Raw genomic sequence first — 18,340 nt, 5'->3', positions numbered from 1 at the left:
CTGGTCCAGTGTGCGGACTCGAATCCGACTTGTCAACCGGTTGACCAAACCGGCCCGAGCCCCTCGGAGCCCAACCGGTTGACCGAACGGTACGCTCACTGCATGCCCGCGTTCAGCCCGGACGACCCCCTCAACATCCGACTCGAACTCGAGTCCGTGCCCGCGGGGTCGCCCGCCTCCGAGGTCGCCCGACAGCTCGTGTCCCTGCTCACCGCGGGCGAGCTGGCGCCCGGTTCGCGGCTGCCGTCCGAGCGGATCCTGGCCGAGCGGCTCGGGGTCGGACGCTCCGCCGTGCGCGAGGCCCTGGCCGCCCTCGAGATCCTGGGCATCGTGCAGATCCGGCCCGGCTCGGGCACGTACCTGCAGGGCGGCACCTCGGACCTGCTGCCGACGACGCTGTCGTGGGGCCTCATGCTCGCCTCGAACCGCACCCGCGAGCTGCTCGAGGTCCGGTCGTCGCTCGAGCGCACGGTCGCGATCCTCGCCGCGCAGCGCGCCACGCCCGAGCAGGTCGCGGAGCTCGGCGAGTACCTCGTCCGGCAAGAGGCCACCCTCGACGACCCCGAGGCCTTCATCGACGCCGACGTGCGCTTCCACGTCCTGCTCGCCCGGGCCGCGGGGAACGACGTGCTCGGCGACCTGCTGCAGAGCCTGCGGTCGATGCTCAGCGTGTGGGTCGGCCGCCGTGTGCAGACCCGCCAGGCCACCGAGGCGGCCTACGACGAACACCGCGCGATCTACGAGGCGCTCCGGGCCGGCGACGTGCCCGCCGTGCAGCGGGCGATGGACGAGCACATGGCGACGGCGAGCGCCCGCATCGAGAACGCGGAGCCCATCCCTCCCGCCGAGTAGCGGCCGGCGCGCGCGGGCGCGCGGCGCGTGCGCTTCGTGAGCAGGAATGGTCGGGTCCGTGACGGCGACCCGACATCTCCTGCTCACGATCGGGCGGCCGGGAGGCGCGGCGCAGGTCCGCCTCGCACCGTGCGACGTTGCCCGGGCGGCAACAGGGCTTGGGTCGGGCCCGGCAGGTGCGCTGGAGTGGGCGGATGCATGCACACGAGACCACCACCGACGGCGTCGGCTCGGCCCGCGGCTGGTGGGAGCAGCGGTACGCCGAGCGCGACGGGATCTGGTCTGGCCGCGTGAACGCGGTGCTGGCCGACGTCGCCGGGGCGCTGCCGACGGCGCCGGGCGGCGGTGTGCGCCGCGCGCTCGACCTCGGCTGCGGTGAGGGCGGGGACGTCGTCTGGCTCGCCGAGCAGGGTTGGGACGTACTGGGGATCGACCTGTCGGTGACGGCGATCAAGCGCGGTTCGCGGGCGTCCGTGTCGGCCGGGGTCGAGGAACAGACGGCGTTCGTCGCCGCCGACCTCGCCACGTGGGAGACGGCTGCGCGCTTCGACCTGGTGACGGCGTCGTTCCTGCAGTCGTGGCCGGTGGAGATCCCGCGCGCGGAGATCCTGCGGCGGGCGACCGGGTTCGTCGCGGTCGGCGGGCACCTGCTCGTGACCGCGCACGCTGCCCCACCGCACGACGACCTGCCGGCAGCGATGCGGGAGTACCGGTTCCCGACGCCCGACGAGGACCTGTCGGCCCTGCAGCTCGACGGCTCGTGGGACGTCGTCGCCGCCGAGCTCCGGCCGCGCACCGCGACGACGCCCGACGGCGATCCGCACGAGGTGCTCGACAGCGTGGTGCTGGTCCGCCGCGGGCGCTGACTCCGGCTGCAGCGCGGGACGGTTCAGCGCCGGACGGTGCAGCGCCGGACGGTCAGCGCGGGAGCGGGACCGCGGTGTCGAACGCCTGCACGACGCGCGCCACCACCCGGGCGGGCGGGGTGTCCCAGATCGTCTGGTTGAAGAGCTCGACCTCGACGTCACCGGTGTACCCGGCAGCGACCACCGCGTCCGTCACCGGCCCGAAGTCGACGTGGCCGTCCCCCGGGTAGCCCCGCGACAGCAGCGGGTCCGCCGCGATGGGGGTGAGCCAGTCGCACACCTGGTACGACGCGATCCGCCCGGCTGCCCCGGCTCGGGCGATCGACCCCGCGAGCGCCGGGTCCCACCACACGTGGAACGTGTCGACCACGACCCCCACGGCAGCGGCCGGGAACGGCGCCGCCAGGTCGATCGCCTGCGCGAGCGTGGACACCACGGCACGGTCGGCGGCGTACATCGGGTGCAGCGGCTCGACGGCGAGCTGGACGCCGGCGTCGAGGGCGTGCGGCACGAGGTCGGCGAGCGCGTCGGCCACCCGGCCGCGGGCGTCGACCAGGTCGCGCGACCCCTCGGGCAGTCCCCCGGCGACGAGCACGAGCACGGGCGCCGAACCGGGTGCTCCGGCCGCGGCGAGGGCAGCGGTCTCGTCGATCGCGCGGCGGTTGTCGTCGAGCGCCTGCTGCCGCGCGGTTCCTGGCGGGAGCGTGAAGAAACCTCCGCGGCAGTGCGACGACACCCGGAGTCCGGAGTCCGCGACCATCCGGACGGCCTCGGCCAGTCCGACCTCGGCCACGGGCTCCCGCCAGGTGCCGATGGCTCCGACGCCGGCCCCCGCCACGGTGTCGAGCGCCCGCCGGAGCGGCGCGTACTTGATCGTCGCCTGGTTGACCGACAGTCGCGGATGCGGCGCAGCACCGGCGGACCGCACCGGCGCGACGGCGTCCGCCGCGGTCGTCACGCGACCACCTCGGCGACGGTGCGGTCGACGGCGGGTGATCCGGGCCTCCCGGTCGGCCCTGTCTCCACGCCGGCCACCGCGAGCAGCGCGTGCCAGCGCGAGGCGGCGAGGTCCGGGTGTTCGAGGGCGCCGCAGGCGTTCGCGAGCCGGACGGTCTCGGACAGGTGCGGCAGGGAGCGGCCGGCGTGCTGGCCGCCGACCATCTGGAAGGCGGGCTGGTGGCCGTTCAGCCAGGCGAGGAACGCGATGCCGGTCTTGTAGTGCCATGTCGGGGCGCTGAAGACCTGGCGGGAGAGCGCCTCGGTGGGGGCGAGGAGGGCGCGGTAGGCGGTCTCGTCGGGCAGGGCCCGGACGGCGGCGGAGGCGATGGGGGCGACGGCGGCGAAGGCGCCGAGGAGGGCGTCGGAGTGGGCTCGGCCGTCTCCCGCTACGAGGTCCACGTAGTGGAAGTCGTCGCCGGTGAACATGCGGGCGGTCGCGGGCAGCTGGGAGCGGAGGGCGACCTCGGCACGGGCGTTCAGCAGGCTCATCTTGATGCCGGAGACCTTCGGCCCGGCGTCGCGCATGATGTCGAGCACGGTGTCGGGGCCCTGCTGCCCGCCGAAGTAGCCGGCGAGGGCGGGGTCGAAGGCCTCCCCCAGCCAGTGCAGGACGACGGGGGCGCTCGCCTGCTCGATGACCCGGCCGTAGATGCGGCGGTAGGTGCTGGCGGCAGCGTTGCTGCTGGGGCTGTCGCTGTCTGCGCGCTGCGCGAGTCGCGCCAGGTGGCGGCTCGCCATGAGGACGACACCCGCGCCGGCGTCCTCGGCGTGGTGGAGCTGGGCGACGTACGCGTCGACGACCTGCTGCTCGGTGGGCAGGTCGTCCCCGTCGTCCGGCAGGTCGTCGGTGTTCACGCCGACGACGATGCGACCGCCGACGGACTGCGCCTCGCGGGCGCTGCGGGTGATGAGTTCGCGCGTCGCGGCCGGGTCGAGGCCCATGTTCCGCTGCGCGGTGTCCATCGCGTCGGCGACGCCGAGCCCCCACGACCACAGGTGGTGGCGGAACGCGAGGGTGGCGTCCCAGTCGAGGTCGGCCGGGGCACCGGGGGTGTTGTCGGCGGCGGCGCGCGGGACGACGTGGGCGGCCGCGTAGACGAGGCGCTCGGTCAGGGGCGCGGTCGGCTTGGCGGCGGCCGTGACTGCCGGAGGGTTCAGGGTCGCCCGGCTGGTCGAGCCGTCGGCGGCGAGGAGGGTGAGGCCGGTCATGCGCGTGCGCCGACCGTCCCGGTGTGCTGGGCGACCTCCGGTGTCTCGACCTGGAGGCGCGGCTCGGCCCCCGTGGGCAGGTGCAGCTCCGGCAGGTCCACGCGTCGACCCTCGGTGCTGGACCGCAGGCCGGCCTCCGCCAGCGCCACGCCGCGGGCACCGGACAGCAGGTCGTAGGGGTGCGGGCGGCCGGCGACCAGGTCCTGCAGGAAGTCCTCCCACTGGGCGCGGAACCCGTTGCCGAACACCTCGTTGTCGGGGACCTCGAGCCACTGTGCCTTGTAGTCGCGGTCGTCCTTCAGGTCCGGGTTCCACACCGGCTTCGGCGTGGCCGTTCGTGGCTGGATCCGGCAGCCGAACAGTCCCGCGACGGCGCTGCCGTCGGTGCCGTCGACCTGGAACTCGACGAGTTCGTCACGGTCGACCCGGACCGCCCAGCTCGAGTTGATCTGCGCCGTGATGCCGCCGGCGAGGTCGAAGACCCCGTAGGCGGCGTCGTCCGCGGTCGCCGGGTACTCGTGGCCCTGCTCGTCGGTGCGCTGCTCGATGTGGGTGACGGCGCGGGCGTACACGGACTCGACGCGGCCGAACAGCTGCTCGAGCACGTAGTTCCAGTGCGGGAACATGTCGACGACGATCCCGCCGCCGTCCTGCTGCCGGTAGTTCCAGCTCGGGCGCTGGGCACTCTGCCAGTCCCCCTCGAACACCCAGTAGCCGAACTCGCCGCGCACGCTGAGGACCTTCCCGAAGAACCCGGAGTCGATCAGGCGGCGCAGTTTCCGCAGGCCCGGCAGGTAGAGCTTGTCGTGCACGACGCCGTTCGGCACCCCGGCCTCGGCGGCCAGTCGGGCGAGCTCGAGCGCTTCGGCGGAGGTCTCGGCGGTCGGCTTCTCGGTGTAGACCGCCTTGCCGGCGGCGATCGCCTTGCGCAGGGCGTCGGCACGGGCGCTCGTGACGGCGAAGTCGGCGAAGACGTCCCAGCGCGGGTCCGCGAGGGCGGCGTCGAGGTCGGTCGTCCAGTGCTCGAGGCCGTGGCGGGTGGCGATCTCCTCGAGCTTCGCGGCGTTGCGGCCGACCAGGATCGGTTCGAGCTGCACGCGGGAGCCGTCCGGCAGCCGGAGTCCGCCGTCCTGTCGGATGGCCAGGATCGACCGGACGAGGTGCTGGCGGTAGCCCATGCGTCCGGTGACGCCGTTCATGATGATGCCGATGGTGCGCGTGGTGGTCAACGCGTGCTCCCTTGCTCGCTGTGGCCTGCTCTCCGCGTGGTGGAAAGCGCTTGCCCGGAACGGTACACCACGGTCGGCGCGCTGCAGTAGTACCCGAACACGAACGCACACGCGCGGCTGGGGTCCGGCTCCGGCGGCCCGCGCCCGAGGTTCCGAAATCTTGGAGTCTCGGGGCTCTGGGCGGCACTCCGTGGAACCTCGGCGCCGGACCCGCGGCGTGTTGTGGAACCTCGACGACCGGCCGACGGCGTGTCGCACCCCTCGAGCGCTACAGCCCGCGCCGCGCCCGCGCCGCGCTACCGCGCCGTGCTCGCGCGCAGCACGACCTCGCCGTCGATGGCACCGTCGGCCTCGAGACCCAGCGCCCGCCGCACCGCCCGCTCCCCGATCTCCTCCAACGGGAGCCGCACCGTGCTGAGCGCCGGCACGACGTCGGCGAGCATCTGCACGTCGTCGAACCCCGCGACGCCGACGTCCACCCCGGGGACGAGCCCACGCTCCCGGATCGCCGCGACCGCCCCCACCGCCATCAGGTCGGTGACCGCGAACACGCACCGCGGCAACGTCCACGCGCCTCCCGCCGCCCGGTCGAGCAGGGTCACCATCGCGTGGTACCCGCCGTCGCGCGTGAACGCCGACGGCACCACCGAGTCGTCCGGCACCCGGATGCCGTGGGCGGCGAGCCCTGCGACGAAACCCTCGACCCGCGCGTGCGCCGTGGCCAGGTCCGGGTCGCCGGACAGGACGGCGAACGAGTCGTGCCCCTGTTCGACGAGCGCTCCTGCCAGGGCCGCGGCACCACTGAGGTTCCGGATGACGACCCCGTGCACGCCGGGCACTCCGGCCGCGGCACCGTCGAGGTCGGACACGAGCGCGGACACCCCGGCACCGGCGGCGACGAGCGCGCCGACGGCAGCTGCGGAGTCCGACGCTCCCGACGTCTGCCGGGCACCGAGTCGACGACTCACGGCGAGCACCACGGCCCGCGGTCGGAGTCCGGCGACCACCCCGAGCACCGCGGCCTCGCGCGAGGGGTCCCCGCCGGTCGAGGTGATCGTCACCACGAGCCCGGCGTCGTCGGCAGCCCGGATCGCCCCGGCGGCGATCGCGGCGAAGTAGGGGTCGGCGATGTCGCCGACGACGAGCGCCAGGGTCGTGGTGGTCCCGCGAGCGACCGCCTGCGCCTGCACGTTGGCGGTGTACCGGAGCTCGTGGGCGGCGGCCTGCACCCGGTCCACCGACTCCGGTCGAACCTTCCGCGTGCTGCCGTTCAGCGCCCGCGAGGCGGTCGCGAGCGACACGCCTGCGAGCTCGGCCACGTCGGCCAGGGTGACGGTGCCTCGCTCGGGCATGTCGTGCCTCCAGTCCGGTCCGCGCCGTGCGCGGTCTGTGGTGAGGATAGCGATTTCCCGGGAGGCCCGACCAGCGTCCGCGCCGCCGGCGCGGCCTTCCGAGACGGCTGGTCACATTGTCAGAACATCGCGCAGGAAAGCGCTTGCCATGAGCGCTCACGTCGTGTAGACCTGGGGTCCTCGGCCGAGACACCCCGAACGCTCGCCCACGGCAGACGCCAGTGGTCCCGAACGAAAGCAGTGACGATGAAGTCATCCAAGAGAATGCTCGCGCTCGCCGGCGGCATCGCCGCACTGGCCCTGTTGAGCGGCTGTGCCTCCGGCAGCTCCGGCGACGGCGGCAAGGTCGATCAGCTGACCTTCTGGCTCTCCACCTCCACCGCGCAGGAGAAGGGCTACCAGGACCTCGCCACCGCGTACGAGAAGAAGACCGGCGTCACGGTCAAGATCGTGAACCTGCCGTACGACGGGCTGCAGACCAAGCTCCGCGAGTCCGCCCAGGCGAACTCGCTGCCCGACGTCGTGCGCGCCGCCGGCATCGACCCGATCTGGACCGGCAAGACCGTCGACCTGGCCTCGATCGTCGACGACGACGCGAACAAGATCGACCAGGACATCATCGCGAAGGACGACGACGGCAAGGTCACTTCGATCCCGTCCGACGTCACCGCTGCCGGCCTGTTCGTGAACAAGTCGCTGTTCGAGAAGGCCGGCGTCGACTACCCGACCGACCCCGCGAAGGCGTGGACCTGGGACGAGTTCCTCACGGCCGCCGACAAGGTGAAGGCGAAGACCGGCGCGAAGTACGACATGGTGTTCGACTCGTCGCCGTCGCGTCTGCGTGCCTACATGTTCACCAAGGGCACCGACTTCATGCAGCAGGAGAAGGACGGCTCCTTCCCGACCGACGCGAAGACCGTGGACGCGCTGCAGGACTTCGCCGACATGAACGACGACTCGGTCATGCCGAAGTCGGTGTGGACGAGCGGCCAGGACCCGAACGCCCTGTTCAAGAGCGGTCAGGTCGTCGCGTACTTCTCGGGTGTCTGGCAGTCGTCGGACTTCGCGTCGAACATCACCGACTTCGACTGGGCGAGCGCCGCCACCCCGGCCGACCCGACCCACGCCACCGAGATCAACTACGGCGGCAACATCGTCGGCTTCGACAACTCGGACGCCCGCGGTGCCGCGGCGAAGAAGTTCATCGACTACATGTACGACCCGACGAACTACGCCGAGCTCGTGACGACGAACGGCTTCCTGCCGGTCGAGACCGGGCTGGACATCCAGTACCCGTTCGAGTCGCAGGCGGCGAAGGACTCCTTCGCGCTCTACCAGAAGGAGATCGACGCAGCCGACCCGATCTCGAGCTCCTACGCCAAGGAGAGCGCGAAGTGGGCGGTCGAGGGCAAGGAGCTCGGCACCGATCCCACCACCGCCGAGGTCGGCAAGCTCATCAACGGGCAGCAGTCGGCGAAGAAGACCCTCGAGACGATCACGAAGTACTACGAGGAGCACGTCGGCTGACGGAACGGGGCCGGACGCACGCGTCCGGCCCCGCCCTGTCCGGCGTCCCGCGCCCTGTCCGCTCCCCAGCAAGCGACGAACGAAGAGGATCACCGTGAGCATCCCCACCGCAGCCGGTGACGTGCAGACCGCCGTCCCCACCCCGGTGCCGCCCCGCCGGCCCGGAGCCGCGAAGACGACGAAGCGCCGACGCTCCGGCGTCAGCAAGCCCGTCCTCGCCCCGATCCTGTTCGTGAGCGTCAACGCCGTCCTGTTCGTCGTGTTCTTCGTGTGGCCCGCCGTCATCGGTCTCGGCTACTCGTTCACCGACTACAACGGCGTCGTCGACCCGAAGTTCATCGGGTTGGCGAACTACTTCGAGCTGTTCGCCGACGACACCTTCTACGCAGCCCTCGGGCGCACCTTCCTCTACGCGATCGTCGCCGTCCCGCTCGGCTTCGTGCTCGCACTGTCGATGGCGCTGATGCTGACGAGCCCGGCGGCGAAGGGCCGCAGCGTCGCCCGCATCGTGTTCTTCGTGCCGTGGCTCATCTCCCCGATCGTCACCGGTGTCATCTGGCGGTGGATGTTCGGCGAGAACTTCGGCCTGGCGAACTTCGTCATCGAGTCCCTCGGTGGCAAGGCCGTGCCGTGGCAGTCGAACGCCGACCTGTCGCTGCTCGTGGTGGTGTTCGCCACCGCGTGGGCCGGAGCCGCCTTCAACATGCTGCTGTTCGTCGCTGCGATCCGGAACGTGCCGCAGTCGTACTACGAGGCGGCGTCCCTCGACGGGGCCGGCGCGTGGCACCAGTTCCGGTACATCACGCTGCCGAGCATCGCGCCGACGTCGTTCATCGTGATCCTGCTGTCGTCGCTCGGTGCGTTCAAGGAGTTCGCCACCATCCAGGCGCTCAACGGCGGCGGACCCGGCACCGACAACAACCTGCTCGTGCAGTACATCTACACGAACGGGTTCCAGAACGCCCACATCGGCTACGCGAGCGCGGCGTCGATGGTCCTCATGCTCATCCTCATGGCCATCGCGCTCATCCAGCTGGCCGTGAACCGTCGGACGGAGGCCCGTCGATGACCGCCACCCTGCCCAGCGCCCCCGGCGCACCCGCAACCGACAACACGACCAAGAGCAAGAGCAAGAGCACGCGCAAGAGCACGACCAAGCGCCTCGACGGCCCGCCCCGTCCGAAGGCCATCGCCGCCACCGCCCTGCTCTGGGTCTTCATCATCGCCTTCGGCTTCCCGGTCCTCTGGTTCGTGCTGAGCGCCTTCAAGCCCGGCGGCGAACTGTTCTCGTACCCGCTGACCCTGCTGCCGAAGAACTGGTCGGTGAGCGGCTTCACCGAGGCGTGGGCGAGCTACGACTTCGCCCGCTACTTCGGCAACACCGTCATCGTCGCGCTGGTCACCACCGTGCTCACCGTGCTGGCGAGCGCCGCCACCGGCTACGCCCTGGCGAAGTACGACAACAAGTGGCTGAAGGTCTTCTTCGTCTGCATCCTGGCGACGACGATGCTGCCGACCGAGGTCATCCTCGCGCCGACGTTCATCGTCATCCGCGACCTCGGCATGTACGACTCGTTGGCCGGCATCATCGTGCCGTCGGTCATCACCGCCACCGGCATCTTCATGTTCCGGCAGTTCTTCATCACGGTGCCCGACGACCTGGTCGAGGCCGCGCGCATCGACGGTGCGAGCGAGTTCGGGATCTTCTGGCGGATCATGCTGCCGATCTCCCGGCCGATCATGCTGACGCTCGCGATCTTCTCGTTCCAGTGGCGGTGGAACGACTACATCTGGCCGCTCCTGGTGCTCAACGACCCGCACCAGTTCACGATCCAGATCGCGCTGCAGAGCATCGTCGGTGCCGAGAACGTCAACTGGACCGTCCTGCTCGGCGCCTCGGTGATCTCGATCATCCCGCTCGTGCTCATCTACCTGGTGTTCCAGAAGTACGTGAACGGCGCGGACCTCAACGCGGGACTCAAGGACTGATGGGGTTCCACGAGGCGATCGGCCCGGCCGCGGACGCCGCCGTCGCGCGCCTCCGGCTCGCCGACGACGATCCGGCTGCGCTGCAGCACCGGGAACTGATGGCGCGTGCCCTCACGCTGGTCGGGGCGTGGGTCCGGAACGAGCGGACGGGAGGCTGGGCCCACGCCGCCGGTCCCCGGACGACGTGCCAGCGGCGTCCGGGCCGTGCCGGTGGGGAGGATCACCTTCCCGACGACGACCTTGCGACCGCGCACCGCTGGGTCCGGCACCTCGCGGCCCGGCAGTCCCCCGGCGGCACGTTCGTCGGCGGCGACAACGTGCTCTCCCCGCCGGACTCGGCGTTCACCGTGAACGACGTCTGCGACGCCCTCGAGCTGCTCGCGCCGTACCGGGCGTCGGTGCCGGCGGCCGCGGTGCTGGCCGACGACCTCGACCGGATCGTGCACCGTGCGACGCCGGCGCTGCTGACGGGTGGCGTGCACACGCCGAACCACCGGTGGGAGGTCTCGGCCGCCCTTGCCCGGATCCACCGGCTGCACCCGGCACCGGCGCTGGTCGAACGGATCGACGAGTGGCTCGCCGAGGGCGCAGACATCGACGACGACGGGCTGTGGTCCGAGCGCAGCCCGAACTACGCCGCGGCCGTCTCGTGCCCGTCGTTCGTCGTCCTCGCCTCGGTGCTGCAGCGGCCGGAGCTGCTCGACCCCGTCCGCCGGTCCCTCGACGCCACCCTCGCACTGCTGCTGCCCGACGACACCGTCGAGACCGTCCAGTCCCGTCGCCAGGACCAGTCGCAGGCGTTCGGCATCGGCGCGTTCGCTCCCCTGCTCTGGCACGTGGCCGTGCTCGACGATCGTGCCGACCTCGCCGCCGTCGCTGCACGAGCTGCCGTCGCCGAGATGTGGCAGCCCGGTGCGGTCGCCGCCCGCGCGATGACGGATCCGCTGCTCGCCCGTCCGTTGCCCGTCGGTGCGCCGCTGGAACCGGCCGAGCACACCTTCGCCGAGGCCCGGCTCGTGCACGTCCGCGAACAGGACCGCAGCGTCGTGCTGTTCGCCGGCTCGGACGTGCCGTCGCAGGGCCACGTCCGATCGGGCCTGGCGAACAGCCCCACGTTCCTGCGGGTGTTCGCCAGCGCAGGTTCGGTCGTGCTGTCCGACGTCCGGCTGTCGCGGGAGTTCTTCGGGCTCGGACCGTTCCGTCCGACCTCGCTGGAGTCCCTCGGCGACGGGCGGTACCGCCTCTCCGAGACCGTGTCCGCCGGCTACCACCAGCCCCTGCCCGCCGCGGCTCGACGCACCGACGGCGCCTACGCGCTCGGTGACGAAGGCCGGTTCTCGGCGTCGATGTCCTTCGGTGCGCGTGCGGCGGACACCGTCTCCCTCACCACCACGGTCGACGTGACCGTCACGCCGGACGCGGTCTCGCTCGACGTGACGACCGAGGGCGCCGACGTGCCGTGGTCGCTCCAGCTGACGTTCCGCGGCGGGGGTACGTTCACCGGTGTGAGCACCGACGCCGCGACCGGGGAGACCGTCCTCGCCGACCGGACCGGCACCTACCGTGTCGTCGACGACGCCGTGTCCTTCGGGGCAGGCAACGGCAGCGGCCCGGCCCAGCCGGCGTTCTACGCGCCCGGACAGGACTACGCGTTCCTCGGCGGCACCGACCGACCGGACGGCGAGCACGTCCACGTGACCGGGCGCTCCCCCGGCACGACGCGCATCGTGATCGGCACCGCTCGATGACCCTGCCCGGAGTGGTGCTCGTCGGTGCGCGTGGGTACGGCCTGCACCACCGCGCGAACATCGACCGGCTCGTCGCCGCGGGGGTCTGCACGCTGACCGCCGTCGTCGACCCCACACTGGGCACCACCTCCGACGACGGGGCGGTCGTCGTGGCCGACGTCGTGGCAGCGCTCGACCACGGCCCGGTCGACGTCGTCGTCATCGCTGCCCCGATCGCCGCGCACCTGCCGCTGGCGCTCGCTGCCCTCGAGGCCGGGGCAGACGTCCTGCTCGAGAAGCCCCCCGTGACCACCCGCGACGCGCTCGACACCCTGCTCGACGCCGAGCAGCGCACCGGCCGCGTCGTGCAGGTCGGGTTCCAGAGCCTCGGGTCCGAGGCGCTGCCGGCGTTCCGTGACGGGTCGCTCGTCGGTCCGGTCCGCTCCGCCGCGGCCGTCGGCACGTGGACGAGGAACCAGGCGTACTGGGACCGTTCCGGGTGGGCCGGACGGCGTCGGGTCCAGGGCGTCGACGTCCTCGACGGCGTCGTGACGAACCCGCTCGCCCACGCGGTCGCGACGGCCCTGGCGCTCGTCGGCTGCCGTCGGGCGTCCGACGTCAGGCGCGTCGAGGTCGAGCTGTTCCGGGCGAACGACATCGAGGGCGACGACACCTCGGCCGTCCGGGTCACGACCAGCGCCGGACGCGAAGCCACCGCGGCCCTGACCCTCTGCGGTCCGTCCGAGGTCCTGCCGACCGTTCGGGTCCGCGGCACCGCCGGGAGCGCCGTGCTGCACTACACGGCTGACGAGGTCACCGTCGGCGACACCACCCGGACGCTCGGCCGGACGGACCTGCTCGAGAACCTGCTCGCCCACCGGTCCCGCGGGGACGATCTGCTCGTCCCCCTGGTCTCCACGGGTGCGTTCGTCGAGGTGCTCGAGGCCGTTCGTGCCGCCGAGCCCGTCCGCATCGACCACCCCTGGGTGACGTGGCAGGGCGAGGGGACTGCCCGTCGTCCGCTCGTCGCCGACGTCGAAGCGATCGTCGACCGCGCCGCCGACGCACGTGCGTTGTTCTCCGAGGTCGGTGCGCCCTGGGCCCACACCACCCGCGACGAGGTGCTGCAGGTCCTGCGCGTCGACGGGGCCCCGGTGGCCACGGAACTCGACGGCTCCGGGACCATCGCGACGTCGTCGCCGCGACCGTACCTGCACCCGGTGCGGGCCCTCGGCGGCACCCTCCTGAGCGCCCACCACCCGGCCGACCACGACTGGCACTGCGGCGTCGGGGTCGCGATCCCGGACGTCGACGGCGTGAACTGCTGGGGCGGCCGCACCTACGTGCACGGTCCGGGCTACGTCTGGCGCGACGACCACGGCCGCGTCGACGTCGCGCGCTCCGAGCAACACCCCGCTCCGCACGGTGGCGGCACGGTCCAGGAACTCGTCTGGCGCGCGCCCGACCACACGGTCGTCCTGCACGAGGACCGTACACTCGCCTGGCGCGCCGTCGACTCCGGGTGGGAGCTGACCTGGTCGTCCTCGTTCCGAACCCCCGGCGACGCCGTCGTGCACCTCGGCGGTCCGGGCAGCAACGGCCGGGTCGGTGCCGGGTACGGCGGCTTCTTCTGGCGCTTCGCCGACTGCACCGACGTGCTCGTCCGGACCGCTGACGCACAGGGCGAAGCGGCCGTGCACGGCTCGGTCACACCGTGGGTCGAGTGGTCGGCGGTGTTCGAGGGAGCGCCGGCCACGATCCGGCTCGAAGCGCTCGACCACCGCGATCCCTGGTTCGTCCGGGCCGCCGAGTACCCGGCGATCGGTTCGGCCCTCGCCTGGCGTGCGCCGGCGCTCGTGCACCCCGGCGTCCCGCTCGTCCGGTCCTTCCGCGCGACGATCACCGACGGTGCGACGATCGCCGACGGTGCGACGCCGGGCGGCAATACGCTGGACCGATGAGCACCGCAGACTGGGAAGCCCGCGTCGCCGCACTCTGGGCCGACGACACGATCGACGACCAGGAGCGCATCGACCGCATGCGCGAACTCGCCGACGCTGCGCCGCACCCGGCCCTCGGCGCGTTCGAACTCGGCGGCGCGAACGACTCCGGCGGCCACGAGGCCGAGGCCGACGTCCACTACGCAGCCGCCACCGCCACGGGACTCGCCGACGTCGATCCTGCCCGGGCTGCGCAGATGGTCGTACAACACGCCTCGACCCTGCGGAACCTCGACCGCGTCGACGAGGCCATCGCGATGCTCCGCGACGCCCCGGAGCACCCGTCCACCGGTGCCGCGCCGAAGGTGTTCCTCGCGCTCGCCCTGCACAGTGCAGGCCGTCACGACGAGGCTCTCCGTGTCGCGATCGAGGCCGTCGAACCGACACTCCCCCGCTACCACCGGTCCGTCCGCGCCTACGCGGCTGCCCTCACCGAGTGAACTGCACGAGCCGGGCGACGGTGACGACCCGGCTCGCGGGGACGCGGACGTCCCTCCCGTCCGGTCGCGACACCCGAATCGCGGCGGGACGAGCTCCGGAACAGGACAGGAAGGAAGCGTCGACGCTCGACTGAGGCCCAGAGAGGCGCTCCCTCCCCGCGGGCCGATCGCGCTTCGACCACTTGCGGATTCGGGTTCCGTTACCTCGCACAGCATGCGCTTGCGCCGCCTGAACCGATAGGGGCAGTGCCCGATCAGCCGGGATCGGCATCGCGCCCCGCCGACCCCGTGCCCGCGCCCGCCGGCACCCGATCCCGCCGTCCGAACCCGCGAACGGGCGAAACATCCGGGTCAGCTCGGCTACACACGTCGGCATTTCGCCCGCTCGCGCGAGCGAGCGCTCGTATTCCAACGGATGCATGTGAGTTGCGGCATGCGCCCACGAACGGGCGAAATGCCCGGGTCGCGGGGCGCGCAACCCCGGTATATCGCCCGCTCGGCGTCCGGTGCTCGGCGTCCAGCGTGCACCGAGAGCGCGCGAGCAAGCAGGCCGGCGGGAGGCGCGCGGGCAGGCGGCCGTCCGTGGGCGGGACCGACGCACGGGACGCGACCGCGGGGCGGACGGGAGGCGCGGGGCGGGCCCGCACCGGGCCTCCCGTCCGCCCCGCGGCGACCGTCTAGGGCCGCGCGCCCTCCTGCTGCCTCGTCACCTGCGCGACGGGCAGCGAGTCGCTCGTCGTGCGGAGCGACTCCTGCCGGATCTCGAGCTGCGTCACGGCGAGGGCGGCCAGGTCGTGCAGGTTGGCGAGGTCGGCCTCGGTCGCCTGCCGCGGCTTCGTGTCGAGCACCGCGAGGGTGCCGATCGGGACGCCGTCGTGCCGTACGAGCGGCACGCTCACGTAGAACCGGATGCCGAGCGCGCCGGTGACGAGCGGGCTGTGCTGCATGTCGGGGTGGATCGACCCGTCCGGGATCACGACGGGGACCGCGACGGGCGCGAAACCGTTGCCGAAGTTGATGTTGCGCGCTGCCTCGTCGACTCCCTCGGCGATGTACGACTGCGACCAGGCGCGGTCCTCGTCGAGCACTTCGACCAGGGCGATGGGCGCGTCGAACAGGCGGGCGGCCATGGCGGTGGTGCGGTGCAGGGCCTCGTCCGGCAGGGTGTCGAGCGTCGCCGGGCGGGCCGTGTCGGCGTCGGCTCGCGGTGCTCCGGCTGACGCGGCCGGAGCCGCCGTGGTGTCCACGACGTGGTCGGTGCCGGCGGTCTCGGCGATGACGACGTCGCGCAGCATCGTGACCAGCTCGGCGCCGGCGGGGCGCGCGGCCGGGTCCTGCGCGGTCATCGCACGGAGCAGTTGCTTCCAGTGCTCGGGCAGGGGCTCGGGCACGACGGGGTCGCGGGACAGCCGGGCGACCGCGGACTCGACGAGCGAGCCGGGGAACTCGCGGCGGCGGGTGAAGCACTGCAGCAGCACGAGGCCGAGCGAGTAGACGTCGCTCGGGCTCCCGACGTCACCGCCGCGGGCCTGCTCGGGGCTGAGGTAGGCGGCGGTGCCGGTGGTGACGCCGTCGGCGGTCATGCGTTCGACGCCCGCGGCGAGCGCGATGCCGAAGTCGGTGAGCCGCGCGCGGGCACGGTCGGAGTCGTGGCCGTAGTCGACGAGCAGGATGTTCGACGGCTTGATGTCGCGGTGCACGACGCCGTGGCTGTGGATGTAGTGCAGCGCCTCGGCCATGTCGTAGCCGATCTCGGCGATGTGGCGGGAGGCGAGCGGGCCGACGGACAGGCGTTCCTCGAGGTCCTGGCCGACGACGAGCGCCATCACGAGGTACCGCTGGGGGGTGCCGTCGTGGCCGGTGACGACGCCGGTGTCGAGCAGGCTGACGAGGTTGTGGTGCTCGAGCGAGGCGAGCACGCCGAGTTCGGCCTCCTGCCGGGCGATGTCGACGGTGCCGGCGTGGAACACCTTGACCGCGACGGGGCGGTGCAGGCTCTCGTCGATGCCGCGGTAGACGACGGACATGCCGCCCTGGCCGATGGCGTGTTCGAGTCGGTAGCGCCCGTCGAGCAGTGGGGCCGCGGACTGGGGGTCCTCGGTCGGACTCATCGAACCTCGTTCTCGGTGCGGGCAGGCGTCGGTGCATCCTCCCATCCCGACGGGGATCGTGGGGGCTCGCGGCGTTCTCCGGATGGACGGCGCCGGCGTGCGCGGCGCGTCAGACCGTCACCGCCGGTGCGTCGCCACCGTGCTCACCCGCAGGTCCTCGAACGTGCTGGTGAACCCGGCACCGCCGAGCGAGATGAGCCCGATCCTCGGCGCGCTCCCGAGGCCCGCCGTCCAGGTCCCGCCTCGGACGAAGTGCCGCCCGTCGACACTCGTGTACGCCGTGTACCGGTGCTCGCCGCCGACGACCCGGTGCACGATCCGGAGCGTGGTGGTGTCCCCGACCGGTCCGACGACCGTGTTGCCGTAGCTCGGCGCCCCGGCCGGTTGCCCGGACACCTGCTTGCCGAACTCCGTCTGCCGGGTGTTGAAGATCGAGTTCGACGTCAGCCGGACGTAGTTCCCGTCGTCGCCCCACACGATCAGTCCGCCCTGCACGTAGTTCACGCCGTCGCCGGTGGCGGGGGTGTCCACCGCGACGGTCGTCTGCAGCACGTAGTCGCCCCGCGGCGCCGGTTCGGACAGGACCGAGGCGAGTGGTGTCGCCGGTGGGTGGATGTCGGCGTCCTGCGTCTGCCATCGGAACGTACCGCCGCCGACGGTCCAGGTCGAGCGGTCGGGTTCGCGGGTCCAGCGGAGCGCCGTGGGGAGCGTGGTCCCGTCGAACGACGTCGACAGCGCACGGATGGTCCGTCCGGGAACGTCGACCGGTGCAGTGGTCGCCCGGTAGGTCGCACGCTGCCCCGGCTGCGCGACCGGCCCCGGCTGCACCGTGTCGGACGGTCCCGCCCCGCCCCGTACGACGGGCCAGCCGTGCCGCCAGTCGAGCGGGTCGATGAGCGCCGGCCGCTTCGTGTACGTCGGTTGCCCGGCGTAGTACGGGTCGCCGCGGTCGACCGCGTGGTAGATGATCCAGTCCTGGCCGGCGAGGTCGGTGACCACGGTGTTGTGCCCGGTGCCGACCCAGCGGTTGCCGTTCTGCGCGAGCAGGGGTGTCCCGCCGACCCGCGTGCTCGTGATCGCGACACCGTCCTGGTCGGTGAAGGGTCCGAGTGGGCTGCGCGACCGGGCGACGAAGACGCCGTACCCGGTGAGTGCGCCGTTGCAGCAGTTCGTGGCGGAGCCCGTGAAGTACCACCAGCCGTCGTGGCGCATCAGGTACGCACCCTCGTACCGGTTGTCGATCGCGATCTGCCGTTCGCTCGCGGGGTCCGACCGGAGTCCGTCGGCGCTGAGCGTGCGGACGTTGACGCCGCCGAAGTAGCTGCCGAAGTACAGGTACGTGGTGCCCTCGTCGGTGATGACCTCGGGATCGAACGCCCAGCGCGCCCCGGTGCCGTTCGCGGCGGTCTGCGGTGCCACGACCGGGCCACCGGAGTCCGTCCACGGTCCGGTCGGGCTCGAGCTCGTCGCGACGCCGACCGCGGATCCCCCGCCGGTCGGTGCCGATGCCGATGGTGTGTCCGACGCGGCGTAGTACAGGTACCAGGTACCCGGCCGACCACGGTCGCCGGCGCGGTACACGACGTCCGGCGCCCAGATCCCGTTGGCGGACCCCACCCACGCCGGTCGCGTCGGGAACGCGTCGTTCACGTACGTCCAGTGCGTCAGGTCCGTCGACCGGTAGGTCGGCACCCCGTGCTGCACGAGCGATCCGTCGGCGTTCTGCTCCGTCGCCGTCAGCGCGTCGGTCGTGCAGTACAGGTACCAGTCGCGGTCGCGCCCGACGCCGCGGATCGCGGTCGGGTCGGCGCAGCTCGCCGCCGTCTCGCCGTCGGGCAGGCTGAGCGCGACCGGGTTCCGGTGGGTCGGCGCAGACGCGCCGTGTCCCGAGCCGCTGTGTCCGGTGGTCCGGTCCGCCGCGGGCGTGGACGCTGCGGCGGGGCCGACCGGGAGGCCCGTGGTCGCGACCGCCGTGAGCGTCGCGACGGCGAGGATGGTTGCGACTGTTCGGCGCACGGGGTCCTGCTCTCATCGTCGAG

General features: G+C 72.4%; 14 protein-coding genes. 8 read left to right on the top strand and 6 right to left on the bottom strand.

Features of this window, described 5'->3' with window-relative positions; translation table 11 throughout:
• The first annotated feature begins 102 nt into the window (after positions 1 to 102).
• On the top strand, positions 103 to 852 hold the full coding sequence (locus tag DEJ14_RS06820; protein ID WP_111086527.1) for a FadR/GntR family transcriptional regulator: 750 nt from the start codon (positions 103 to 105) through the stop codon (positions 850 to 852).
• Between the two features lie 194 nt (positions 853 to 1,046).
• Positions 1,047 to 1,718 (top strand): class I SAM-dependent methyltransferase, encoded by a 672-nt coding sequence (locus tag DEJ14_RS06815; RefSeq protein ID WP_111086526.1) that lies wholly within the window; start codon positions 1,047 to 1,049, stop codon positions 1,716 to 1,718.
• Between the two features lie 52 nt (positions 1,719 to 1,770).
• On the opposite strand, the gene DEJ14_RS06810 is transcribed toward DEJ14_RS06815, so the two are convergent.
• From DEJ14_RS06810 to DEJ14_RS06795, 4 genes are all read right to left on the bottom strand, one after another.
• A complete protein-coding gene (locus DEJ14_RS06810; protein ID WP_258373358.1) occupies positions 1,771 to 2,676 on the bottom strand; it encodes a sugar phosphate isomerase/epimerase family protein in 906 nt (301 codons plus the stop codon).
• Entirely contained in the window at positions 2,673 to 3,926 is a 1,254-nt protein-coding gene (locus tag DEJ14_RS06805) for a DUF993 family protein (protein ID WP_111086525.1), read from the bottom strand. The genes DEJ14_RS06810 and DEJ14_RS06805 overlap by 4 nt, the downstream gene beginning before the upstream one ends.
• A complete protein-coding gene (locus tag DEJ14_RS06800; protein WP_258373361.1) occupies positions 3,923 to 5,125 on the bottom strand; it encodes a Gfo/Idh/MocA family protein in 1,203 nt (400 codons plus the stop codon). Before DEJ14_RS06800 ends, DEJ14_RS06805 begins: the two co-directional genes overlap by 4 nt.
• A gap of 326 nt (positions 5,126 to 5,451) precedes the next feature.
• On the bottom strand, positions 5,452 to 6,507 hold the full coding sequence (locus DEJ14_RS06795; protein WP_111086523.1) for a LacI family DNA-binding transcriptional regulator: 1,056 nt from the start codon (positions 6,505 to 6,507) through the stop codon (positions 5,452 to 5,454).
• Positions 6,508 to 6,753: 246 nt separating this feature from the next.
• Between DEJ14_RS06795 and DEJ14_RS06790 the strand changes: the two genes are divergently transcribed.
• The 6 genes from DEJ14_RS06790 to DEJ14_RS06765 all read left to right on the top strand — a co-directional run bounded on the left by DEJ14_RS06790 (position 6,754) and on the right by DEJ14_RS06765 (position 14,190).
• Positions 6,754 to 8,034, top strand: a complete 1,281-nt coding sequence (locus DEJ14_RS06790) for an ABC transporter substrate-binding protein (protein ID WP_258373357.1) — start codon at positions 6,754 to 6,756, stop codon at positions 8,032 to 8,034.
• 94 nt (positions 8,035 to 8,128) lie between these two features.
• Complete coding sequence (locus tag DEJ14_RS06785) at positions 8,129 to 9,103, top strand: carbohydrate ABC transporter permease (protein ID WP_207895555.1); 975 nt, start codon at positions 8,129 to 8,131, stop codon at positions 9,101 to 9,103.
• Positions 9,100 to 10,023 (top strand): carbohydrate ABC transporter permease, encoded by a 924-nt coding sequence (locus DEJ14_RS06780; protein ID WP_258373356.1) that lies wholly within the window; start codon positions 9,100 to 9,102, stop codon positions 10,021 to 10,023. The genes DEJ14_RS06785 and DEJ14_RS06780 overlap by 4 nt, the downstream gene beginning before the upstream one ends.
• Entirely contained in the window at positions 10,023 to 11,771 is a 1,749-nt protein-coding gene (locus tag DEJ14_RS06775) for a hypothetical protein (protein WP_111086521.1), read from the top strand. The genes DEJ14_RS06780 and DEJ14_RS06775 overlap by 1 nt, the downstream gene beginning before the upstream one ends.
• Complete coding sequence (locus DEJ14_RS06770; protein ID WP_111086520.1) at positions 11,768 to 13,711, top strand: DUF6807 family protein; 1,944 nt, start codon at positions 11,768 to 11,770, stop codon at positions 13,709 to 13,711. Before DEJ14_RS06775 ends, DEJ14_RS06770 begins: the two co-directional genes overlap by 4 nt.
• Positions 13,708 to 14,190, top strand: coding sequence for a tetratricopeptide repeat protein (locus DEJ14_RS06765; RefSeq protein WP_111086519.1), 483 nt, complete (start codon positions 13,708 to 13,710; stop codon positions 14,188 to 14,190). Before DEJ14_RS06770 ends, DEJ14_RS06765 begins: the two co-directional genes overlap by 4 nt.
• Before the next feature lie 677 nt (positions 14,191 to 14,867).
• Here DEJ14_RS06765 and DEJ14_RS06760 read toward each other — a convergent pair.
• Together DEJ14_RS06760 and DEJ14_RS06755 are read right to left on the bottom strand one after the other, a co-directional pair.
• Positions 14,868 to 16,301 (bottom strand): protein kinase domain-containing protein, encoded by a 1,434-nt coding sequence (locus DEJ14_RS06760; RefSeq protein ID WP_181437636.1) that lies wholly within the window; start codon positions 16,299 to 16,301, stop codon positions 14,868 to 14,870.
• Positions 16,302 to 16,418: 117 nt separating this feature from the next.
• Positions 16,419 to 18,317 (bottom strand): glycoside hydrolase family 43 protein, encoded by a 1,899-nt coding sequence (locus DEJ14_RS06755; RefSeq protein ID WP_111086518.1) that lies wholly within the window; start codon positions 18,315 to 18,317, stop codon positions 16,419 to 16,421.
• Between the last annotated feature and the right edge of the window lie 23 nt (positions 18,318 to 18,340).

It is taken from the genome of Curtobacterium sp. MCJR17_020, assembly GCF_003234365.2.
Lineage (GTDB): Bacteria > Actinomycetota > Actinomycetes > Actinomycetales > Microbacteriaceae > Curtobacterium.
This window is presented reverse-complemented; position numbering and strand designations above follow the sequence as displayed.

Coding starts and splice junctions, on each gene's coding strand:
- DEJ14_RS06820 (WP_111086527.1), top strand. CDS start 103: ATGCCCGCGTTCAGCCCGGACGACCCCCTCAACATCCGACTCGAACTC.
- DEJ14_RS06815 (WP_111086526.1), top strand. CDS start 1,047: ATGCATGCACACGAGACCACCACCGACGGCGTCGGCTCGGCCCGCGGC.
- DEJ14_RS06805 (WP_111086525.1), bottom strand. CDS start 3,926: ATGACCGGCCTCACCCTCCTCGCCGCCGACGGCTCGACCAGCCGGGCG.
- DEJ14_RS06800 (WP_258373361.1), bottom strand. CDS start 5,125: ATGAACGGCGTCACCGGACGCATGGGCTACCGCCAGCACCTCGTCCGG.
- DEJ14_RS06795 (WP_111086523.1), bottom strand. CDS start 6,507: ATGCCCGAGCGAGGCACCGTCACCCTGGCCGACGTGGCCGAGCTCGCA.
- DEJ14_RS06790 (WP_258373357.1), top strand. CDS start 6,754: ATGAAGTCATCCAAGAGAATGCTCGCGCTCGCCGGCGGCATCGCCGCA.
- DEJ14_RS06780 (WP_258373356.1), top strand. CDS start 9,100: ATGACCGCCACCCTGCCCAGCGCCCCCGGCGCACCCGCAACCGACAAC.
- DEJ14_RS06775 (WP_111086521.1), top strand. CDS start 10,023: ATGGGGTTCCACGAGGCGATCGGCCCGGCCGCGGACGCCGCCGTCGCG.
- DEJ14_RS06770 (WP_111086520.1), top strand. CDS start 11,768: ATGACCCTGCCCGGAGTGGTGCTCGTCGGTGCGCGTGGGTACGGCCTG.
- DEJ14_RS06765 (WP_111086519.1), top strand. CDS start 13,708: ATGAGCACCGCAGACTGGGAAGCCCGCGTCGCCGCACTCTGGGCCGAC.
- DEJ14_RS06760 (WP_181437636.1), bottom strand. CDS start 16,301: ATGAGTCCGACCGAGGACCCCCAGTCCGCGGCCCCACTGCTCGACGGG.